This is a genomic window from Clostridium sp. CF012 (genome assembly GCF_018861755.1).
Lineage (GTDB): Bacteria > Bacillota > Clostridia > Clostridiales > Clostridiaceae > Clostridium_AD.
This window is the reverse complement of sequence record NZ_JAHLEF010000006.1, coordinates 164,776-185,029: the sequence shown is the minus strand read 5'-3', so window position 1 is coordinate 185,029 and position 20,254 is coordinate 164,776. Positions and strand designations below refer to the sequence as shown.

Sequence of the window (20,254 nt, the reverse complement as noted above, 5' to 3'; positions counted from 1 at the left end):
GGAATTTAAATTCTACAAAAAAATAAGCACATTAGAATAAATAATGGGGTCAATATACTAGTATATTGACTGTACCATAATTTAGTGTGAAGGGAGGGTATAACTATGGAATTACTGATTAAAAATGCAAGAGTAATTGATTGTTCACAGGATTTTATTTCTGATGTATATATAAATAGTGGAATAATATATGAAATAGGAAAAAAACTAGAAAAAGACTGTGAGGTAATAGACGGAGAAGGATATATTTTAGCCCCTTCCTTTGTAGATATTCACAGTCATTTTAGAGAGCCGGGATATACCTATAAAGAGGATTTATTGTCAGGCAGCCAGGCAGCCGCACGTGGCGGATATACTGCGGTAAACCTTATGGCAAATACAAAGCCAGTATGTAGCTCTATGGACACCATAAATAGAGTATTAAAAAAGGCTAGAGAAATAAATCTCGTAGACATTCATCAATGCGCATCTATTACGAAGGATCTATTAGGACAGTCTATAGACCATCTATTGGAGCTAACTAATGAAGTAAAATTTATATCAGATGATGGTAAAGGAGTTGCGAATAGTAGGATAATGCTTCAGGCAATGGTAGTGGCCAGGGAAAAAAATCTAACAATAATATCTCATGCTGAAAATGAGGAACTTGTAGACATTGACACTAGACTTGCTGAAAATATAATGACCTCAAGAGACATCATTCTTTCAAAATTCACTGGTTGCAAGCTTCACTTAGCTCATGTTAGTACAAAAGAAGCTATGAGTGACATTATTGAAGGTAAAAAGCAGGGAGGAAAAATAACCTGTGAAGTTACGCCACATCACTTAGCATTAACTTCGGAAACAGAGTATAGAGTAAATCCACCATTAAGGAAAGCAGAGGATGTGAATTTCTTAATAGAAGCTATAAAAAATGGATTTGTAGATGTTATAGCTACTGACCACGCACCTCATACTATGGAGGATAAAACAAAAGGGGCCCCTGGCATATCAGGACTCGAGACTTCTTTTCCTGTATGTTTTACTAAGTTGGTAGGGGAGGGGCATATTACTTTAAACAAACTTTCAGAACTTATGTCAAAAAATCCAGCTAAAATTATGGGATTAAATAAGGGTGAAATTAAAATAGGCTTTGACGGAGACTTGGTGCTCTTAGATATAAAAAATAAATATAATATTGATACTACTGAGTTTTTATCTAAAGGAGTGAATTCGCCCTTTGATGGGAAAACAGTACTAGCCGCTGTAATGTGTACCATTAAGGCAGGCCGAATAGTTTATAAAGCTGAGAACTTTAAATAAAAAGTTAATTTATAAATAAAATAGCAAAGGTGGAATAACTGTTGATTATAGATAAATTATTTAAAAGTGTAGAAAAAAAAGGACATGTATGCATAGGACTCGATACAGCATTAGAATACTTACCGGAGAATTTTAGAAGTAAGTTTGTATATGAGGATTACGCCCTATATAGATTTAATCAGCAAATAATTGATGCGACTTTTGATGTGGCAGCTTGTTATAAGGTACAAATAGCATATTATGAAGCTCTTGGACTCAAAGGGTTCAAAGTATATAAAGATACTTTGAATTATATAAGAAGTAAAGGTGGCATAGTTATTGCAGATATCAAACGAGGCGATATCGCAAAAACTGCAGAAATGTATGCCAAAGCTCATTTTGAAGGAGATTTTGAAAGTGATTTTATAACTGTAAATCCATATATGGGAATGGATAGCATAGAACCTTATCTTCCTTATATAAAGAATAAGGAAAAAGGATTATTTTCACTAGTAAGAACCTCAAATAAGGGAGCCGAGGATATAGAGTATATAGAAAATAAAGAAAATAAAAAGGTTTATGATGTTGTTGGAGAGAAATTATTAAAAATTGGAAGTGGATTTATGGGCCAATGTGGATATAGCGCGTTAGGTGGAGTTGTGGGTTGTACACATGTAGATGAAGGTCTAAAGATGAGGAAAGATTTAGAAAAAATGTTTTTCTTAATTCCTGGTTATGGAGCACAAGGTGGCGCAGCTGAGGATGTGGCCATATATTTAAAAAATGGAAATGGTGGGGTAGTAAATGCTTCTAGAAGTATTTTGCTTGCATATAAGAATAGTGAAAAGGTCGGTCTTCCTTTTGAAGAAGCTGCTAGGGAAGAGGCAATAAGAATGAGAGATGCAATAAGGGCCGCGGCAAATATGAGAAATGAAAAATAAGAACAGAGGCAAATAAATGAAATAATCTACGATTTTTCAAGAAATACTGGAGGGGTTTAGTTGATATGTACAGTTGCGAAAACATATGAAAATGTTGAAATAAGTGAAGGTGTGTATATGCTTTCTATAAAGGGCAAGTTTAACGTAAAGCCAGGTCAATTCTTTATGTTAAAGACAGGTGACCTGGAGCCCTTATTACCAAGACCTATAAGTGTTTACGATGTAAGTGCGGATAAAATAAGCTTTTTATATGGAATAGTAGGTAAAGGTACGAAACTTCTCAGTAAATTAAAGGGAAATGAGATCGTTCAGTTAATGGGACCACTGGGAAATGGATTTGAGGTAGAAAAGATAAAAGGCAAGATTGCTGTAGTTTCTGGGGGAATTGGAATAGCACCACTTATTTATTTGATCAAAAGTCTTACGGATTGTGAGATAGATTTGTATTCAGGGTTTAGGACTGTGGATTACTCTGTGGATACTGTGGAAAAATATGTAAATAAAGTTTATTTATCCACAGAAAGTGGGTTAAAAGGACATAAGGGATACGTAACAGATTTAATGGAACCACAAAAATATGAAACAGTTATATGTTGTGGGCCAGAAATTATGATGAAAAAGGTTGTAAGTTTATGCAATGATGTTAAAGTACCAGTATATGTGTCAATGGAAACTCATATGGCCTGCGGAATAGGTGCATGTCTTGTATGTACTTGTAAAACAGTGGGTGGAAATAAAAGAACCTGCAAGGATGGTCCAGTTTTTCTTGGGGAGGATTTGATTTTTAATGACTAATGTAGAGTTATGTGGTGTGAATTTAAAAAATCCTGTTATAGCTGCATCTGGCACTTTTGGATTTGGTGCGGAATACAATCAGTATTACGATATCGGTAAATTGGGAGGAATATCCTCTAAAGGACTTACAATTAATGAAAAACAAGGTAATGAGGGAATACGTGTTTTCGAAACACGTGGGGGAATGCTAAATAGTGTAGGGCTCCAAAACCCAGGTATTGAAAAGTTTATAAAGATAGAACTTCCAAAAATGCGAGAATATAATACAGCTATAATTGCAAATGTTGGAGGTAACAATATTGAAGAATATATGGCCGCCATAGAGAGATTAAATAATGAGGCCATAGATATAGTTGAATTGAACATATCCTGCCCAAATGTGAAATGCGGGGGTATGGCGTTTGGAATTAAATCAAAGGTAGCCTATGAAATCGTTAGAGAAGTGAAAAGCATCTGCAAAAAACCACTTATGGTAAAACTTTCACCTAATGCAGAGGATATAGTAGATATGGCTTACAAGTGTTGCGAAGCTGGAGCAGATGCATTGTCCCTTATAAATACTTTTAAAGGCATGGCAGTAGATATAAATAAAAGAAAAGCAATCTTTAATAATATATATGCAGGACTATCAGGACCAGCTATAAAGCCTATGGCACTCCGAATGGTTCATGAGGTATGCAGGGCCGTAAATATACCAGTTGTAGGTATGGGTGGAATATGCAGCGCAGACGACGCTATAGAATTTATAATGGTAGGGGCACAAGCAATTCAAGTTGGAACCGCCAATTTTATAAAACCTGATATTTGCAAAGATATAATAGAAGGAATTGAAGCTTATATGACACGCGAAGGTATTAAAGATTTAAGTGAGATTAGAGGAATTATTTAATACAGTTTGAAGTTAATTTTCGCAATGATTTACTAAAAAACAGGAGGTTATCTTATGAATATTAACGTTTTAGATATATTAAAAGAATCAGGGGCACTATTGGAAGGCCATTTTCTATTATCCTCAGGAAGACACAGTAATAGATATTGCCAATGTGCAAAGTTGCTTCAGTATCCAGACAAGGCTGAAAAAGTTCTAAGTGTAGTAGTGGAAAAACTTAAAGATATAGAGTTTGATGTAATAGTAGGACCGGCTATGGGAGGTATAATAGTAGCTTATGAAGTAGGAAGACAAACAGGAAAGCCTGCCATATTTACTGAAAGAGTAAACGGTACTTTCGAACTTCGAAGGGGATTTGAAATTAAAAAAGGTCAGAGGGTTTTAATTACAGAGGATGTAGTTACTACAGGTAAATCCTCACTAGAAACAATAGAGGTGTTAAAGGAACTTGGCTCAGAGGTAGTTGGCATATGTTGTATTGTAGATAGAGGAAGTAGCACTATTGATTATCCTATTTACAGCTCTATAAAGCTGGATATTGAAAGCTATGATGAGTCAGTTTGTCCACTTTGTAAAAGCGGAGCAGCTTATGTAAAACCAGGGAGTAGGAATATAAAGTAAATCATGATAAAAAAGATAGGAAATTTCTCCTACGTGCCTTGCAATACGTACTTGAAACTGGAAATTTGATTAAGAAATTCTAATCTTTTCTGCGTTTCGCTTTGCAAGTCACTTCGGATAAGTTTCCTATCTATTTTATTCTTAAAAGTATTTATAATTTTTGATTATAACCTGCATTTACAAGTTTTTCAATTCCCACGATGATATTCATTTTAGGCTATGTTAAACATAAAATTTCCTCTTTTTTTTATAAAAGACTCTATTACCAATGTGTCCTTACTTAATTATACGGTAGACTATACAATTATTAAAATGTTTAGCATAATAATTGTATAATTTTGTTAAGTATATTAATATATATATTAATATACAGTGCAATCTAATATATAAAAGGGGGCAAATTGGTGCTTAAAAGAAAATACGTAATGTTAATTTTATTTTTTATCACTATATGTATAATATTGTTTGTTTATAATACTCAGAAAGGTAATTATAACAACAAAATTCAGACCTATTCTAATAAAGATTTTAACTTTAGTGTAGAATTTCCTAATAGCTGGGATAGTAAAATTAGTGAGAGATTGGGAAACACACCTACTCAAGATGCTTCGCCAGATGGAGGAATCGAAATTTATGTGGAGGGTAACAAGGATGATCGGATATATGTCTATGGTCAAATCGGACACGTAAATTTTCCAAGCGCAAATTGTGATAGTACTAAATTTGTAACAAGTCATGGTAATAAGGGAGTATTATATACTGAACGTGTTAGTGACAGGAAAGATATGCATTTGATATTTGATGAAGGCTTTCATGCTGCTCATATTTATGTAAGTTCCAGTTGCTTTAAGAAAAATGAAGGAAAAATTATTGCATTGTTAAAAAGCATAAATGTGCAAGAATTTAAAAATTAAAAAAATCAAAAGCAGAAGGTAATATTAACCTTCTGCTTTTGCTATGCTATTTGTGATTTTGATTTTTTATTAGTCGTTAGTAAATTATCTATTAACAGCTGAAGTTCTTTAAGTTTCTCACTATCCATGGGATGCACATCTTTTAACTTATAAGGGATACCTAGAGCTTCATATTTACTTACTCCTAGATCATGATAGGGGAGAAGTTCGACTTTATCTACATTTGGAACTTCTTCACTAATTATTTTAGAGAGTTTAGTTATATGTTCCACAGAGTCTGTAATTCCTGGTACAACAACGTGTCTTACCCAAACCCTAGATTTTGATTTTCTTAAAGCTTGTAAGAATAAATTAACATCGACTGCATCTCTACCGGTTAAGTTAACATAACCAATACTGGAGGTATGTTTTATATCTAAAAGCACTAAATCTGTATATTCTAATATCTCAGAATAGTCACCATTTCCAAAACCTGAGGTATCTATGGCAGTATGAATGCCATTTAGTTTACATAATTTTAAACACTGAAGTAGAAATTGTGGTTGAATTAATGGGTCGCCACCGGAAAAAGTAACTCCACCGGAAGAGCGATCAAAATAGGGTTTGAATCTAACAATCTTTTGAACAATTTCTTCTGGTGTCATTTCCGTACCGCCACTGAGACACCAGGTATCTGGGTTATGGCAATAGGCACATCTTAATTTGCAACCTTGAAAAAAAACCACTACTCTTATTCCAGGCCCATCAACTAGGCCCATAGTTTCTATAGAATGTATTTTACCTTTTATCATATATATTCCTCCTTGCATTGGTATGAAAAAATAATAGGAAGACTAATCTTTCTTCATTTCATATTGAAACAAAAATTAAGAATATTTTTGCTTTAATATAAAATGAAAGAATTAAGAATTAAGAATTAAGAATTATATAATTGAGAAGCGCTTATAAGAATAAGCACCTCTCAATTATATAAAACTTGAATTATCAAACTATAAGCTAATTATATTTTTTTGTGGAAAGTTCGGCTAATAACTTCTAACTGCTGTTCTTTTGATAATCTATTGAAATGAACGGCATAGCCTGATACTCTTATTGTTAGTGTTGGATATTTGTCGGGATTCTCCATAGCGTCAATTAAAACTTCTCTATTTAATACATTTACATTTAAATGGTGTGCACTTTGTGAAAAATATCCATCTAAAAGGAACACTAGATTATTAATTCTTGTAGCTTCATCTATTCCAAGTGCAGCTGGTACTATTGAAAAAGTATTTGAAACTCCATCTTGGCAATAATTTCTATAAGGAATTTTAGCAACTGAATTTAATGATGCCAGTGCCCCATTTTCATCGTGGCCTTGAGTTGGGTTTGCTCCCGGAGCAAGTGCTATTCCTTGTTTTCTTCCATCTGGAGTTGAACCTGTTTTTTTACCATAAACTACATTAGAGGTAATAGTAAGTGCTGACAAGGTATGTTCGGCGTTCTTATAAGCTGGGTGTAGCTTAAGAGCATCACTGAATTCTTTAATAAGCTCAACAGCTAAATCATCAACTCTATTATCATCATTTCCGTATTTAGGGAAATCTCCCTCTATTTTAAAGTCAATGGTTATGCCCTTTTCATTTCTTATTGGAGATACTTTAGCATATTTTATAGCACTTAAGGAATCAGCTGCAACTGAAAGTCCTGCTACGCCAAAGGCCATGAAGTATTTAAGATCAGTATCATGAAGGGCAAGTTGTCCTGCTTCATAAGCATACTTATCATGCATATAATGTATAGTGTTCATTGTATTTACATACATTTCAGCAACGTATGCTAAAACCTTTGAATACATTTTTTTAACTGTTTTATAGTCAAGAATCTCATCAGTTATCTTTTCAATTCCAGGTATTACAAGTTTTCCTTTTAATTCATCGATTCCACCGTTAAGTGCTAATAACAATGATTTTGCAAGGTTAGCTCTTGCACCAAAGAACTGCATTCTCTTACCGATTTCCATAGCAGATACACAACAAGCTATGCCATAATCGTCTCCGTAGATGGGTCTCATTATGTCATCATTTTCATATTGAAGAGCGTCAGTTTCAATGGACATTTTAGCGCAGTACTTTTTAAAGGATTCTGGTAATTTTTCTGACCAAAGCACAGTCATATTTGGTTCTGGTGCTGATCCTAAATTTGTTAATGTATGAAGGAATCTAAAGGAATTCTTTGTTACCATTGGGGTGCCGTTAAGTGCTACACCACCGATTGATTCTGTTACCCAATTTGGATCTCCACCAAATAAGTCATTGTATTCAGGAGTTCTAAGATGTCTTGCCATTCTAAGTTTAATTACGAACTGATCAATAATTTCTTGTGCACCATCTTCAGTGATTATCCCTGCTGCTAAATCTCTTTCAAAATAAATGTCTAAGAAAGTAGTAGTTCTTCCAAGTGACATTGCAGCGCCATTGTTTTCTTTTATTCCTGCAAGATATCCCATATAAACTGCTTGTACAGCTTCACATGCGCTGCTAGCTGGTTTTGAAATATCAATACCGTATTTTAAAGCCATGCTCTTTATTTGAGTAAGTGCCCTTATTTGCATGCTTATTTCTTCTCTATGTCTTATTAAATCATCAGAGGCATGTCCTGTGAATTCATTTAAATCACTTTTCTTCTGATCAATTAAGAAATCCAAGCCATAAAGAGCTATTCTTCTATAGTCTCCTATAACACGTCCGCGACCATATGCATCTGGAAGACCAGTTAGGAGTCCAACATTTCTTGCAACTTTTGTAGCATCAGTGTAGGCATCAAAAACTCCTTCGTTATGAGTTTTTCTATACTTAGGGAAGTATTCTTCTATGTCTTTGTTTAATTTATAACCATATGCTTCTAGTGATTGTTCTACCATTCTAAAACCACCAAATGGATTTACTATTCTTTTTAATGGAGCATCTGTTTGTAATCCAACGATTACTTCATTTTCTTTATCTATATATCCAGGTGCGAAATTATCTATTCCTGAAATTTCATTAGTTTCTACATCTATAATACCTTTTTTTATTTCTTCTATAATAAGTGAATTAGCTTTATCCCAAACCACATTAGTTTTATCCGTTTTTCCTACTAAGAAACTATCGTCACCTTCATATAAGGTATAATTCTTTTGAATAAAGTCACTTACATCAATTCCATCTTTCCATTGCTCGCCTTTAAAACCGTTCCATTGTTTAAACATTTTTTTCCTCCTTATAATACATTAATTTTATATATTATAAAATTAAATGGGTGAAATATATTGGTAATAACAATTATTTAAAATATAATATGTCAACATAATATATTGTAATATTAATATTGAAACAGTTCAAGGGCGAATATAAAAGTTGTAATATTAAGAATATTTAGATAATTTATAAAGCGTTGAAATATAAGGGTTCGTTAGCGAGCCTGAATAAAAATAAATAATGAAACAGATAAATATTAAAACGAAACAACGGAATACGATGTTATTTAAATAGGGGTATATGTTATTTATTTAAAACTATAATAATTTATGTGACTTTGATTTCAATGTAGGGCTTGCATTAGCATTTGTAAGAAAGTTATCTGTTAGAGAAGGACATGAGGAATCTTGAAAAATTAATATTATTTTCATATATAATGCGCTATAATAAGTAATAGATCAATATAATGGAGGGTTAAAATATGAGGAAACCTAGCATGTTTAGCAAGGATTATAGGAAAGAAACTAAAAAAAGAAAAAGGAAAATAGCATTATTGATTATTGCCCCTATAATAGGGTTAACTATATTTTTGATTACAGATTTTAATGCATTAAAAAATAGTGGAATAAGTATGAAAAAGGGTATAAATAGCATCCTATTAAATAAATCAAAAGATAAACAAAGTAGCACAGTAAAAGCGGAAAAAACATCACAAGTTGTTAAAACACAATCAGATGCTGAAAAGACTAAAATTAAAGAAGCAGAAGTTGCTTTAAAAGAAAAAGCGGCACTAGAAGCGGCTTTGAAAAATGAAATATTTGTTGTTTCTCTATCTGATGGGCAAAAAATCAGTGTTGATTTAAATGTTGTGGCAGCAGAGAAAACTATAAAAGGTGTAACAGATGATAAAAATATATCATATGATATAAGTCCAAGTAAGAAATCAATGGTTATACAAAGCACAATCAATCAGGATCTGGTATACGTTGATGTAAACAAAGTCAGTAAAGACATTACAAAAAAAGCATATGAGTCTAGCAAAGGTCAAATGTTTTCAAAGGAAGGAATACTTAAAAGTCATAAAACCTACCTTTGGTCAGTTACGCCGAAGTTCATTGATGAAGATAATATTGCATACGTAAGTTCATTACCGTGGATAAATGATAAAGGAGTGCAATATATATGGAAGGTTAATTTAAAAAGTAATGTTCATATGCAGGTAAGACCAGCATCTGGGAAGAATATCACTTTTAAAAATATTACTTCTAAGGGGCTTGCCACACTTATAGATGGCAAAGAAGCGTTTGTAACTTCTACTGGGGAAGTAATAGAATAGGAAAAGAGGTTTAAATATGGATGTAGGACTATCTTCGGCGTGTTTTTATCCTGATTTACACACAGAAAACAGTATAGCAAAGATGAAAGAGTTAGGATTTAATCATGGTGAAATATTTTTAAATACAGTAAGTGAGTATGAGGAAGAATTTATAAAGATACTTTTAGAAAAAAAAGAACGCTATGAATTTAACATAAACTCTGTTCATGCATTTTCAAGTTCTTTTGAACCATATCTTTTCGATAAATACAATAGACGAAGAGTGGATGCGTTAAAACAGTTCCAAAGTGTTTGCAGGGCAGCGAAGCTATTAGGAGCTAGTTGCTATACATTTCACGGTATGCGTTACACAAATTTTAATGAACTGGATCGTAAATTTATTATAGATATATATAATGAACTTTCCTATATTGCTATGGAGTCAGGCATTAAATTAGCACAGGAAAATGTATCTTGGGCCATGTCTTCTGATTTAAATTTTTTAACGTTTTTAGCTGAAGAATGTAAATATCCAATATATTTTACTTTGGATTTAAAACAAGCGTGCAGAGCTAACGTTCCAATAGAAAAGTATATTGATCTTATGGGTAATAATATAGTAAATCTTCATATTAATGATAGAGATGAAAATTCATTTTGTCTTTTGCCAGGAAAAGGAAATTTGAACTATAAAGAAATAGTAAGTAAGCTTAGAAGTGTAGGATATACAGGAAAAGGGATTATTGAGGTATATAGCGATAATTACTCAAATTATGAGGAGCTAACAAAGGCAAAGAATTTTGTTTGTGAAATCTTTAAAGATATTGAGTAACACAAAACAACTATTATAGGTGTAACACTTTTAAATACATAACATACAATATATGTAATAATATGTATTAGGAAATACTAAAAGATTATAAACATTACTAAAATTATGTTGTAAATTACAAATAGTTTGGTTATAATCAGTACTATTAGACTATATAAGTATAGATGCTTAATAATATTTGTAAATAGCTTAAAAGTTATGTTATAATGTTAAGGTTAACAAGCATTTGTGGTGATTAGGAGGAGTAATATAATGATAGTTAAAATGGAAAAATTAGAAAAAAATATTGTTAAATTAGAAATAACAGTAGAGGCAAAAAGATTTAATGAATCTTTGAAAAAATCTTCTGCAAAAAACTCGAAAACTATAAACATACCTGGATTCAGAAAAGGTAAAGCACCAATGTCTATAATAAAGAAAATGTATGGTGAAGGTGTTTTCTTTGAAGATGCTATAAATTTCTGTTGTGATGATACATATCCAGAGGCTTTAAAAGAGTATGATATCAATCCATTGGATTATCCTAAAATTGATATTATTGAAATAGGCGAAGGAAAAGATTTTGTATATACTGCATCTGTAGCAGTAACTCCAGAAGTTATATTGGGAGAATACAAAGGACTTGAAGCTAAGAAAACTGAATATAATGTAACAGATGATGAAATTGAAAACCAACTAAAAGGTATGCAAGAAAAAAATGCTAGAATTGAAGAGAAGATTGATGGCGAAGTTGCAATGGGCAATATAGCTGTTATAGACTTTAAAGGATTTATTGATGAGGCAGCTTTTGAAGGTGGAGAAGGAAAAGACTTTGAACTTGAAATAGGTTCAGGATCGTTTATTGATACTTTTGAAGAACAATTAGTGGGTCTCAAAGCAGGAGAAATTAAAGAAGTTAAAGTTAATTTTCCAGAGACTTATGGAAGAGAAGACTTAAATGGAAAACTTGCAACTTTTAATGTAACTATTAAAAGCATGAAGGAAAAAGAATTACCAGCTATTGATGATGAATTTGCTAAAGAAGTATCAGAATTTGATACTTTAGAAGAACTAAGAAATGACATTAAAACAAATCTTGAAAAATCAAGTAAAGATAGAGAAGTGAAAGAATTTGAAGAAGCTGTAATAGATGCAGTTTGTTCTAATGTTCCAATGGACATTCCAGAAGTTATGATAAAAAGAGAAACTGATGTTATGCTCAAAGATTTAGAAATGAAATTGAAATATCAAGGTTTAGATCTTGAACAATATTATCAGTATACTAATAACACAGAAGAAAAAGTTAGAGAATTCATGCAAGAAGCAGCTGAAAAGAGAGTTAAAACAGATTTAATAATAACAGAAATAGCAAAAGTAGAAAAAGTTGAAGCAACTGAGGAAGAATTGCTTGCAAAAGCTAAAGAAGTTGCTAAGCAATACGGAGAAAAAGACATAGAAAAAACAGCAGATTTAATTTTAAAAGCACAAAAAGATTATCTGAAAATTGATGTTGTAAATGAAAAAGTAATAAAAATGTTAGTTGATAGCGCTAAAGTTATTGCATAAAGTACTTTAAAATTAATTGCCAGATATTTTTCTGGCAATTAATTTTAAATATAGGATAAAATAATATGGTTAAAAATCAATTATTTAGGATAGAATTACAAGTGGATTACCTTTCGAAGTAGTTCTATTAAAAGACAAGAGGAGGGAATTATATGAGTTTGGTGCCAATGGTTGTTGAACAAACAAATAGGGGAGAAAGATCCTATGATATTTATTCAAGATTATTAAAAGAAAGAATAATTTTTCTAGGAGAAGAAGTAAATGATACTACTGCTAGTTTAGTTGTTGCTCAATTATTGTATTTGGAGTCAGAAGACCCCGATAAAGATATTTATTTATATATAAATAGTCCGGGTGGATCAATTACAGCGGGAATGGCTATTTTTGACACAATGCAATATATAAAACCACAGGTTTCAACTATATGCACTGGTATGGCAGCATCTATGGGAGCATTCCTACTGGCAGCAGGAGAAAAGGGTAAAAGATTTGCATTACCTAATAGTGAAATTTTAATACACCAGCCTTTAGGTGGATTCCAAGGTCAAGCAACGGATATTGATATCCATGCAAAACGAATTATGAGAACTAAAGATACATTAAATAAGATATTGTGTGAAAGAACTGGCCAATCAATAGAGAAAATTCAACATGATGTTGAAAGAGATTATTTCATGAGCGCTCAAGAGGCTATGGAGTATGGATTAATAGATGAAGTTATAAGTAAAAAGAAATAAAATTAAACGAAATTAGGTTAAAGAGGTGAAAATATGACAAAGTTTGATGAAAAAAAACAACTTAAATGTTCTTTCTGTGGTAAAACCCAAGACCAAGTTAGAAGATTAATTGCAGGACCGGGAGTATATATTTGTGATGAGTGTATAGAATTATGTTCTGAAATAATTGTAGATGAATTTCAGGGAGATGTGGAACTAGACTTAGGGACACTACCAAAACCTGCAGAAATAAAAAAATATATAGATGATTACGTAGTTGGTCAAGATACCGCTAAGAAATCCTTGGCTGTTGCAGTATATAATCATTACAAAAGAATAAATTCAAATGTTAATGAAAGTGATGTTGAACTTCAGAAAAGTAATATATTACTACTTGGGCCTACAGGCTGTGGCAAAACACTACTAGCTCAAACCTTGGCTAAATATTTGAATGTACCCTTTGCTATAGCAGATGCAACTACACTTACTGAAGCAGGGTATGTAGGGGAAGATGTAGAAAACATCTTGCTTAAATTAATACAAAATGCTGACTATGATGTAGAAAAAGCAGAAAAAGGTATTATATATATAGATGAGATAGATAAAATTGCTAGAAAATCAGAAAATCCTTCTATAACTAGAGACGTATCTGGAGAAGGTGTTCAACAAGCATTACTTAAAATATTAGAAGGTACTACAGCATCAGTACCACCACAAGGCGGAAGGAAGCACCCTCATCAAGAGTTTATTCAGATAAACACAGCAAACATTTTATTTATCTGTGGAGGAGCCTTTGACGGACTTGATAAAATCATAGAAAAAAGAACTAGAACTACCTCCGTTGGTTTCGGGGCTGAAATACAATCTAAAGAAGAAAAAAATGTAGGCGAATTATTGAAATCTATAATGCCTGGAGATTTACTAAAGTTTGGTTTAATTCCAGAGTTTGTAGGTAGACTTCCAATAGTAGTTACTCTTGAAGCACTAGATGAAGAGGCATTAGTTAAAATTCTTAGTGAACCTAAAAATGCTCTTATAAAACAATATAAGAAATTGTTTGAGATGGATAACGTAGAGTTAGAATTTGAAGAACTAGCCTTAAAAGCTATAGCCAAAGAAGCTATTAAGAGGAAAACTGGAGCTCGTGGACTCAGATCTATTATAGAGGATACAATGAAGGAAATTATGTTCGATATTCCTTCTAATGAACAAGTATCTAAAGTAATAGTTAATGAGGATACTATTAAAACCAGGAACCCACAACTAGTTTTAGCGGAAAATGGAAAAAGAGAAAAATTAAAGTTAACAAAAAAAATTAAAAGCAAAAAAGGTATAGAAACAGCATAAAGCAAAATTAAAAGTATATTAGAAAGACGGATTACATATCTGTCTTTTTTTTATTTTTTGGTAAATTATAATATAATTATATGGAAAATAAAGAATATATTAAGTGCAACTTGAGCATAATATCAGATGATAGAATATTTACTAAAACATGTTAAATCATATGTGAAAGGAGGATTAGTTTAGTATACTTGATATTAAACTTTAAATAATATGACTATTCAACTTCTCATGATAGTACAACTTTTTTTTACCGCAGTAATTGGAATATATGTTTTTAATGCATTAAAAAGTCATCAAAGTGGCAAGGTGGCTGTTGGTAAGGATAGCAAAAAAGAAATGGAAAAATTAAGAATTATGAAAAGCATAAGTCTTACGGAACCACTTACAGAGAAAAGTAGACCAGCAAGATTTGAAGATGTTATAGGACAAGAAAAGGGAATTAAGGCCCTGCAAGCAGCAATATGCGGGCCGAATCCTCAACATGTAATAATTTACGGTCCACCTGGGATTGGAAAAACAGCAGCAGCTAGGTTAGTGCTGGAAGATGCTAAAAAAAGAGCGCGATCTCCATTTAATGAATCTTCTAAGTTTATAGAAATAGATGCAACCACAGTAAGATTTGATGAAAGGGGTATAGCAGACCCACTTATTGGATCTGTTCATGATCCTATCTATCAAGGAGCTGGTCCACTAGGAGCAGCTGGGGTTCCTCAACCAAAACCAGGAGCAGTTACAAAAGCACATGGTGGGATTCTATTTATTGATGAAATTGGAGAGCTGCATCCTATAGAAATGAATAAACTCCTTAAGGTCTTAGAGGATAGAAAAGTGTTTTTAGATAGTGCTTATTATAATGGAGAAGATCCTAATACGCCACTTTATATAAAAGAGGTATTTGATGAAGGGCTTCCAGCTGATTTTAGGCTTATAGGAGCAACTACACGTAATCCAGAGGAAATAACCCCGGCAATAAGGTCAAGGTGCGTAGAAATATTTTTTAGACAATTGCTTCCAGAAGAATTGCAGATAATTGCAAGTAACGCAATAAATAAAATTGGGCTTAAAATCTGTGAAAACGCATTAAAACTTGTAGGTAAATACTCTAGCAATGGCCGTGACACCGTTAATTTAATTCAACTAGCTTGTGGAATTGCTATTAATGATGAGAGAAATGAAGTAAGTATTGAAGATATTGAATGGGTTATAGAAAATGGGCAGTATTCACCAAGGTTTGAGTCTAGAATATCAGATAAACCACAAATTGGATATGTAAATGGTTTAGCAGTTTATGGGGCTAATATGGGAGCTGTAATGGAAATTGAAGCTTCTGCAAAAAAAATAAAGCTCCGAAAGGGTATACTTAAAATCACAGGAATTATTGAGGAGGAAGAAATAAGTAGTACAAATAAAAAGCTCAGGAGAAAAAGTACGGCCAGATCCTCAGTAGAAAACGTGGTTACAGTTCTGGAAAAATATTTTAATATAGATTGTGACGATTATGACATTCATGTAAACTTCCCAGGTGGATCACCTGTGGATGGACCATCCGCTGGCATAAGCATAACAACTGCAATATACAGTGCAATAAAAGGTATACCAGTTGATAATATGGTTGCAATGACAGGAGAGATATCAATTCATGGTAGTGTAAAGCCTATAGGTGGTGTCAGTGCTAAGATTGCTGCTGCAAAAAAGGCGGGAGCTACTAGGGTTATTATTCCTAGGGATAATTGGCAGGATAGCTTTAAAAATATTGAAAACATTTTGATTATACCTGTGAGTAATATTACGGAGGTAATTAGCGAAGCATTAATGAAGGAGAGTACAAAAAATATTTCCATTACATTTGATCAGGATGTGGATGTTATAGCCGCTGAATCGCTAAAAGTATAGCAATATTTTAGAACCTCAGATGATGATTTAATGACAGTTTAATGGATGGAATAACAAGTCAGTATTATAATATATTTGACTTGTTTTTTGTTTTTATGTGCCTTATAATTATATTTTAAATTTTCTAGTATTGAAAATTGTTTGTATTATATGTATACTATAGTAGTTGTGCTATAATTAAAGCTACTATAAAAATATAGTAAATTAATATTTATAGTTCCTAAATATTAATAAAAAATATCAATTTAGAATTTAAAATATACTATTAAATAATATTAATTTAGAAAAGAGGGAGAAAAATGGATAAAAATACAAAACTTCTTCCGCTAATTCCACTAAGAGGTATGAATATATTTCCATATATGGTGTTGCATTTTGATGTTGGTAGAGAAAAATCTATACTGGCGCTGGAAGATGCTATGCTAAATAATCAAGAAATTTTTCTGGTTTCACAGAAGATATCAAAAATCGAAGAACCAGAGGAAAAGGATATATATAGTATTGGTACTGTTTGTAATATAAAGCAAATATTAAAGTTACCAGGAGATACAATTAGGGTACTAGTTGAAGGGCTAAAAAGAGGGAAGATTTCGGAGTATAAAAATAATGAATCTTTTGTACAGGCAGAAGTTGAAATTATTGAAGATGAAGATTTTGAAGATGATAAGAAATGTAAGGCATTAGTTAGAATTATAGATAAATCTTTTGAAGAATACATAAATTTGTCAGCTAATAATTTTCCTGATGCACTATTCAGTTTAGAAGAGACCAAAGAGCCAGGAAGATATTGTGATATTGTAAGTTCCTATTTAATACTAAAACCAGAAACAAAACAAAAATTGCTTGAAACACTAGACGTTATTAAAAGATTAGAAAAATTACTTTTTATATTGAAAAATGAAGTTGAAGTATTGAAAATAGAAAAGAAAATTGGAACAAAGGTTAAAGGTAGAATTGATAAAATCCAAAAGGAATATTATCTAAGAGAACAAATAAAAGCTATACAAGAAGAGTTAGGAGAAGATGATGAGAATAAAAGAGAGATAGATGAATATGAAGTTAAGATAAACAAGGCAAAGCTTCCTAAAGAGGCAAAAGAAAAGGCGATATATGAACTAAACAGATTAAAAAGTGCAGGGAATTATTCTGCTGAAAGTGGAGTAATAAGAGCATATTTAGATTGGATTTTAGATCTACCTTGGAATAAATTCACTAAAGATAACATTGATATTAACAAGGCTAGAGAAGTTTTTGCAGCAGAACACTATGGCCTGGAGGATGTTAAGGAAAGAATAATAGAATATTTAGCAGTTAAAAAAATTAGCAAAACTCTTAAAGGACCTATACTTTGTTTGGTAGGGCCACCGGGAGTTGGAAAGACATCTATAGCGAGGTCCGTTGCTAATGCAATAAACAGAAATTTTGTTAGAATGTCACTAGGTGGAGTAAAGGATGAGGCTGAAATAAGAGGGCATAGAAAAACTTACGTGGGAGCAATTCCAGGTAGAATTATATATGCCATGAAACAAGCAGCATCTAAAAATCCATTGTTCTTATTAGATGAAATTGATAAAATGAGTGGTGATTTTAAGGGTGACCCTGCAGATGCACTACTGGAAGTTTTGGATAGTGAACAAAATGCAACTTTTAGGGATCATTACCTGGAACTCGACTTTGATTTATCAAAGATTTTGTTTATAACTACTGCAAATAAATTAGATACAATTCCAAGACCATTACTAGATAGAATGGAAATTATTGAGGTGTCTGGTTATACATCAGAAGAAAAATTTCACATTGCTAAGAATCACCTTATTCCAAAGATGTTAAAAGAACATAATATGGAAGGCGATAAAATAAATTTCTCTGATTCTTCAATAAATTGCATTATAGAAAATTATACTAGGGAATCTGGGGTTAGAAATCTAGAAAGACAAATTGCTTCTGTTATCAGAAAAGCAATAACAGAAATGGTAGAAAAGAGTAGAGAAAATGTTAATGTTACAACGGCCCACGTTAAAAGGTATTTAGGAATTGCGCTATATACATATGATAAGGCTGATGTGGAAGATGGAGTAGGAGTTGTAACAGGCCTTGCTTGGACTGAAGTGGGTGGTGTTACTTTGCCTGTAGAGGTAAGTGCTATGGAGGGAACTGGTAAGCTTGAACTTACTGGCCATTTAGGCGACGTTATGAAAGAATCTGCTAAAGCTGGATACAGCTATATTAGAGCTAATGCAGCTAAGTATAATATTGATAGTGACTTTTATAAAAATAAGGACATTCATATTCATGTACCAGAAGGTGCGGTACCTAAAGATGGTCCCTCAGCTGGGGTAACTATGATTACTGCAATGATATCTGCCTTAACTAATAGAAAAGTAAGACATAACGTAGCAATGACAGGTGAGATTACGCTTACTGGTAGAGTATTACCTATTGGAGGGCTTAAAGAAAAATCACTAGCTGCCTATAGAGCAGGTATCGATACAATTATAATACCTAAAGATAATGAAAAAGATATACAGAAGATACCAAAGAGTATTAAAGATAAACTAAAATTTATAATTGCAAATAAAGTAGATGATGTACTTGAAAATGCATTAATTGGAGAGATAAATAATGGAGATAAAACAATCTGAATTCATAATTTCAGCAGTAAAACCAGCTCAATATCCTACAGATAATCTAGTAGAGTATGCTTTTGTTGGTAGGTCCAATGTAGGGAAATCATCACTAATAAATACTTTAACCAATAGACGTAAATTGGTTAAAGTTAGTGGTACACCTGGAAAAACAAGACTTATTAACTTTTTTTTAATAAACGAAAGCTTTTATTTTGTTGATTTACCGGGTTATGGATATGCCAAAGTATCAAAAACTGAACAAGCTAAATGGGGAAAAATGATGGAGGATTATTTAGTTCGCAGACCTCAGCTTCAAAAGGTAGCATTACTCGTTGATTGTAGACGTAAACCTACTAAAGATGATCTTCTAATGTATGGATGGATAAAACACTTTGGCTACGAAGTTGTAATTGTTGCAACGAAAAAAGATAAGTTAAATAGAACGGAATTGGTACAAAATAATAAGTTAATTAGGGAAACACTTAATTTAGATGATAATGAAGAGATTATCAATATTTCATCACTAAAAAAAATAGGTGTCAAAGAGCTACTAGGAAATATGCTTAGCAACATTTCAGAAGAACCTGAAACTATAGAAAAAAAATAATCTGATATATAAAATAGACCTACATTATAGTGTGCAAAAAAGTACTTTTTGCACAAAGTGATAAGGCCTATTTTTTTTGCGTTTTAATTGAAAATTCAGTGTCAATTTATTTGTATGAGAATAGTATATATTAGAAAACAAAAGAAAAAGGTTTCTAAAATTAAGAGTTAAACAGAGGAAGAGAACAATTACTAATTGTTATTTAACCTAATAGTAAATATAAGGAGGGAAGTAAAGTGGATATGAATGGATTGCTAGGTGGATTAGCTAATTCACAAAACAATGGATGTGGTCATGAAAAAAAATGTTGTAACAACAACAACAATGGCATCTTCGGTGGAAACTCAATAATTTTGATCATTATTCTTTTATGCTTCTGTGGAGGATTTGGTGGTCAAGGACAAGATAATGGTATTGTTTGTGGATGCGACCCTAAACATTGCAAGGAATTATGTAGATGTGGATCAAGTAATGTTGGCGGATGCGGTGGATTTGGCGGCTTTGGTGGCTTTGGCGGCTTCGGCGGCGGTGGATGCTGGTGGATAATAATATTAATACTTTTATTCGCATGTGGCAATCAAAACAGAGGATGCTGCTCAAACAATGACGACTGTTGTGATGAATAATAATTTAGACAGTAAACATTTGATAAAGTAAAATATAAATTACTTTAGTTGAAATATGTAACACATTGAAACATGCCCAGAAAGGGG

The 20,254-nt window shown here is 32.3% G+C and carries 17 protein-coding genes; 15 read left to right on the top strand and 2 right to left on the bottom strand.

Annotated elements, in window-relative coordinates:
* The first annotated feature begins 105 nt into the window (after positions 1-105).
* From KPL50_RS08380 to KPL50_RS08355, 6 genes are all read left to right on the top strand, one after another.
* Complete coding sequence (locus KPL50_RS08380) at positions 106-1,302, top strand: dihydroorotase family protein (RefSeq protein ID WP_216298011.1); 1,197 nt, start codon at positions 106-108, stop codon at positions 1,300-1,302.
* A 41-nt stretch (positions 1,303-1,343) separates the two neighbouring features.
* Positions 1,344-2,222, top strand: a complete 879-nt coding sequence (gene pyrF, locus KPL50_RS08375; RefSeq protein WP_216298010.1) for an orotidine-5'-phosphate decarboxylase — start codon at positions 1,344-1,346, stop codon at positions 2,220-2,222.
* A 117-nt stretch (positions 2,223-2,339) separates the two neighbouring features.
* Positions 2,340-3,017 (top strand): dihydroorotate dehydrogenase electron transfer subunit, encoded by a 678-nt coding sequence (locus KPL50_RS08370; protein ID WP_253200525.1) that lies wholly within the window; start codon positions 2,340-2,342, stop codon positions 3,015-3,017.
* Positions 3,010-3,906 (top strand): dihydroorotate dehydrogenase, encoded by an 897-nt coding sequence (locus KPL50_RS08365; protein ID WP_216298008.1) that lies wholly within the window; start codon positions 3,010-3,012, stop codon positions 3,904-3,906. The genes KPL50_RS08370 and KPL50_RS08365 overlap by 8 nt, the downstream gene beginning before the upstream one ends.
* A gap of 54 nt (positions 3,907-3,960) precedes the next feature.
* Positions 3,961-4,527: an orotate phosphoribosyltransferase gene (gene pyrE, locus KPL50_RS08360; RefSeq protein WP_216298007.1), complete on the top strand. Its 567-nt coding sequence runs from the start codon at positions 3,961-3,963 to the stop codon at positions 4,525-4,527.
* 404 nt (positions 4,528-4,931) lie between these two features.
* Entirely contained in the window at positions 4,932-5,441 is a 510-nt protein-coding gene (locus KPL50_RS08355) for a hypothetical protein (protein WP_216298006.1), read from the top strand.
* Positions 5,442-5,482: 41 nt separating this feature from the next.
* Here KPL50_RS08355 and pflA read toward each other — a convergent pair whose 3' ends face one another.
* Complete coding sequence (gene pflA, locus KPL50_RS08350) at positions 5,483-6,232, bottom strand: pyruvate formate-lyase-activating protein (protein WP_216298005.1); 750 nt, start codon at positions 6,230-6,232, stop codon at positions 5,483-5,485.
* Between the two features lie 209 nt (positions 6,233-6,441).
* Positions 6,442-8,670 carry a formate C-acetyltransferase gene (gene pflB / locus KPL50_RS08345; protein WP_216298004.1) on the bottom strand — a complete coding sequence of 743 codons (2,229 nt, stop codon included), beginning with the start codon at positions 8,668-8,670 and terminating at the stop codon, positions 6,442-6,444.
* A 470-nt stretch (positions 8,671-9,140) separates the two neighbouring features.
* Here pflB and KPL50_RS08340 point away from each other — a divergent pair, with 470 nt between their 5' ends.
* The 9 genes from KPL50_RS08340 to KPL50_RS26950 all read left to right on the top strand — a co-directional run bounded on the left by KPL50_RS08340 (position 9,141) and on the right by KPL50_RS26950 (position 20,167).
* Positions 9,141-9,995: a hypothetical protein gene (locus KPL50_RS08340; protein WP_216298003.1), complete on the top strand. Its 855-nt coding sequence runs from the start codon at positions 9,141-9,143 to the stop codon at positions 9,993-9,995.
* A 16-nt stretch (positions 9,996-10,011) separates the two neighbouring features.
* Positions 10,012-10,806, top strand: a complete 795-nt coding sequence (locus tag KPL50_RS08335) for a sugar phosphate isomerase/epimerase (RefSeq protein ID WP_216298002.1) — start codon at positions 10,012-10,014, stop codon at positions 10,804-10,806.
* 252 nt (positions 10,807-11,058) lie between these two features.
* Positions 11,059-12,351 (top strand): trigger factor, encoded by a 1,293-nt coding sequence (tig, locus tag KPL50_RS08330; RefSeq protein WP_216298001.1) that lies wholly within the window; start codon positions 11,059-11,061, stop codon positions 12,349-12,351.
* A gap of 152 nt (positions 12,352-12,503) precedes the next feature.
* Positions 12,504-13,088 carry an ATP-dependent Clp endopeptidase proteolytic subunit ClpP gene (gene clpP / locus KPL50_RS08325; RefSeq protein ID WP_216298000.1) on the top strand — a complete coding sequence of 195 codons (585 nt, stop codon included), beginning with the start codon at positions 12,504-12,506 and terminating at the stop codon, positions 13,086-13,088.
* A gap of 33 nt (positions 13,089-13,121) precedes the next feature.
* Positions 13,122-14,414 (top strand): ATP-dependent Clp protease ATP-binding subunit ClpX, encoded by a 1,293-nt coding sequence (gene clpX, locus KPL50_RS08320; RefSeq protein ID WP_216297999.1) that lies wholly within the window; start codon positions 13,122-13,124, stop codon positions 14,412-14,414.
* Positions 14,415-14,624: 210 nt separating this feature from the next.
* Positions 14,625-16,307, top strand: a complete 1,683-nt coding sequence (gene lonB / locus KPL50_RS08315; protein WP_216297998.1) for an ATP-dependent protease LonB — start codon at positions 14,625-14,627, stop codon at positions 16,305-16,307.
* Between the two features lie 299 nt (positions 16,308-16,606).
* Positions 16,607-18,949 carry an endopeptidase La gene (gene lon, locus KPL50_RS08310; RefSeq protein WP_216297997.1) on the top strand — a complete coding sequence of 781 codons (2,343 nt, stop codon included), beginning with the start codon at positions 16,607-16,609 and terminating at the stop codon, positions 18,947-18,949.
* Positions 18,930-19,541, top strand: a complete 612-nt coding sequence (gene yihA, locus KPL50_RS08305; RefSeq protein ID WP_216297996.1) for a ribosome biogenesis GTP-binding protein YihA/YsxC — start codon at positions 18,930-18,932, stop codon at positions 19,539-19,541. Before lon ends, yihA begins: the two co-directional genes overlap by 20 nt.
* 236 nt (positions 19,542-19,777) lie before the next feature.
* A complete protein-coding gene (locus tag KPL50_RS26950) occupies positions 19,778-20,167 on the top strand; it encodes a hypothetical protein (protein ID WP_375372908.1) in 390 nt (129 codons plus the stop codon).
* Positions 20,168-20,254: the final 87 nt, after the last annotated feature.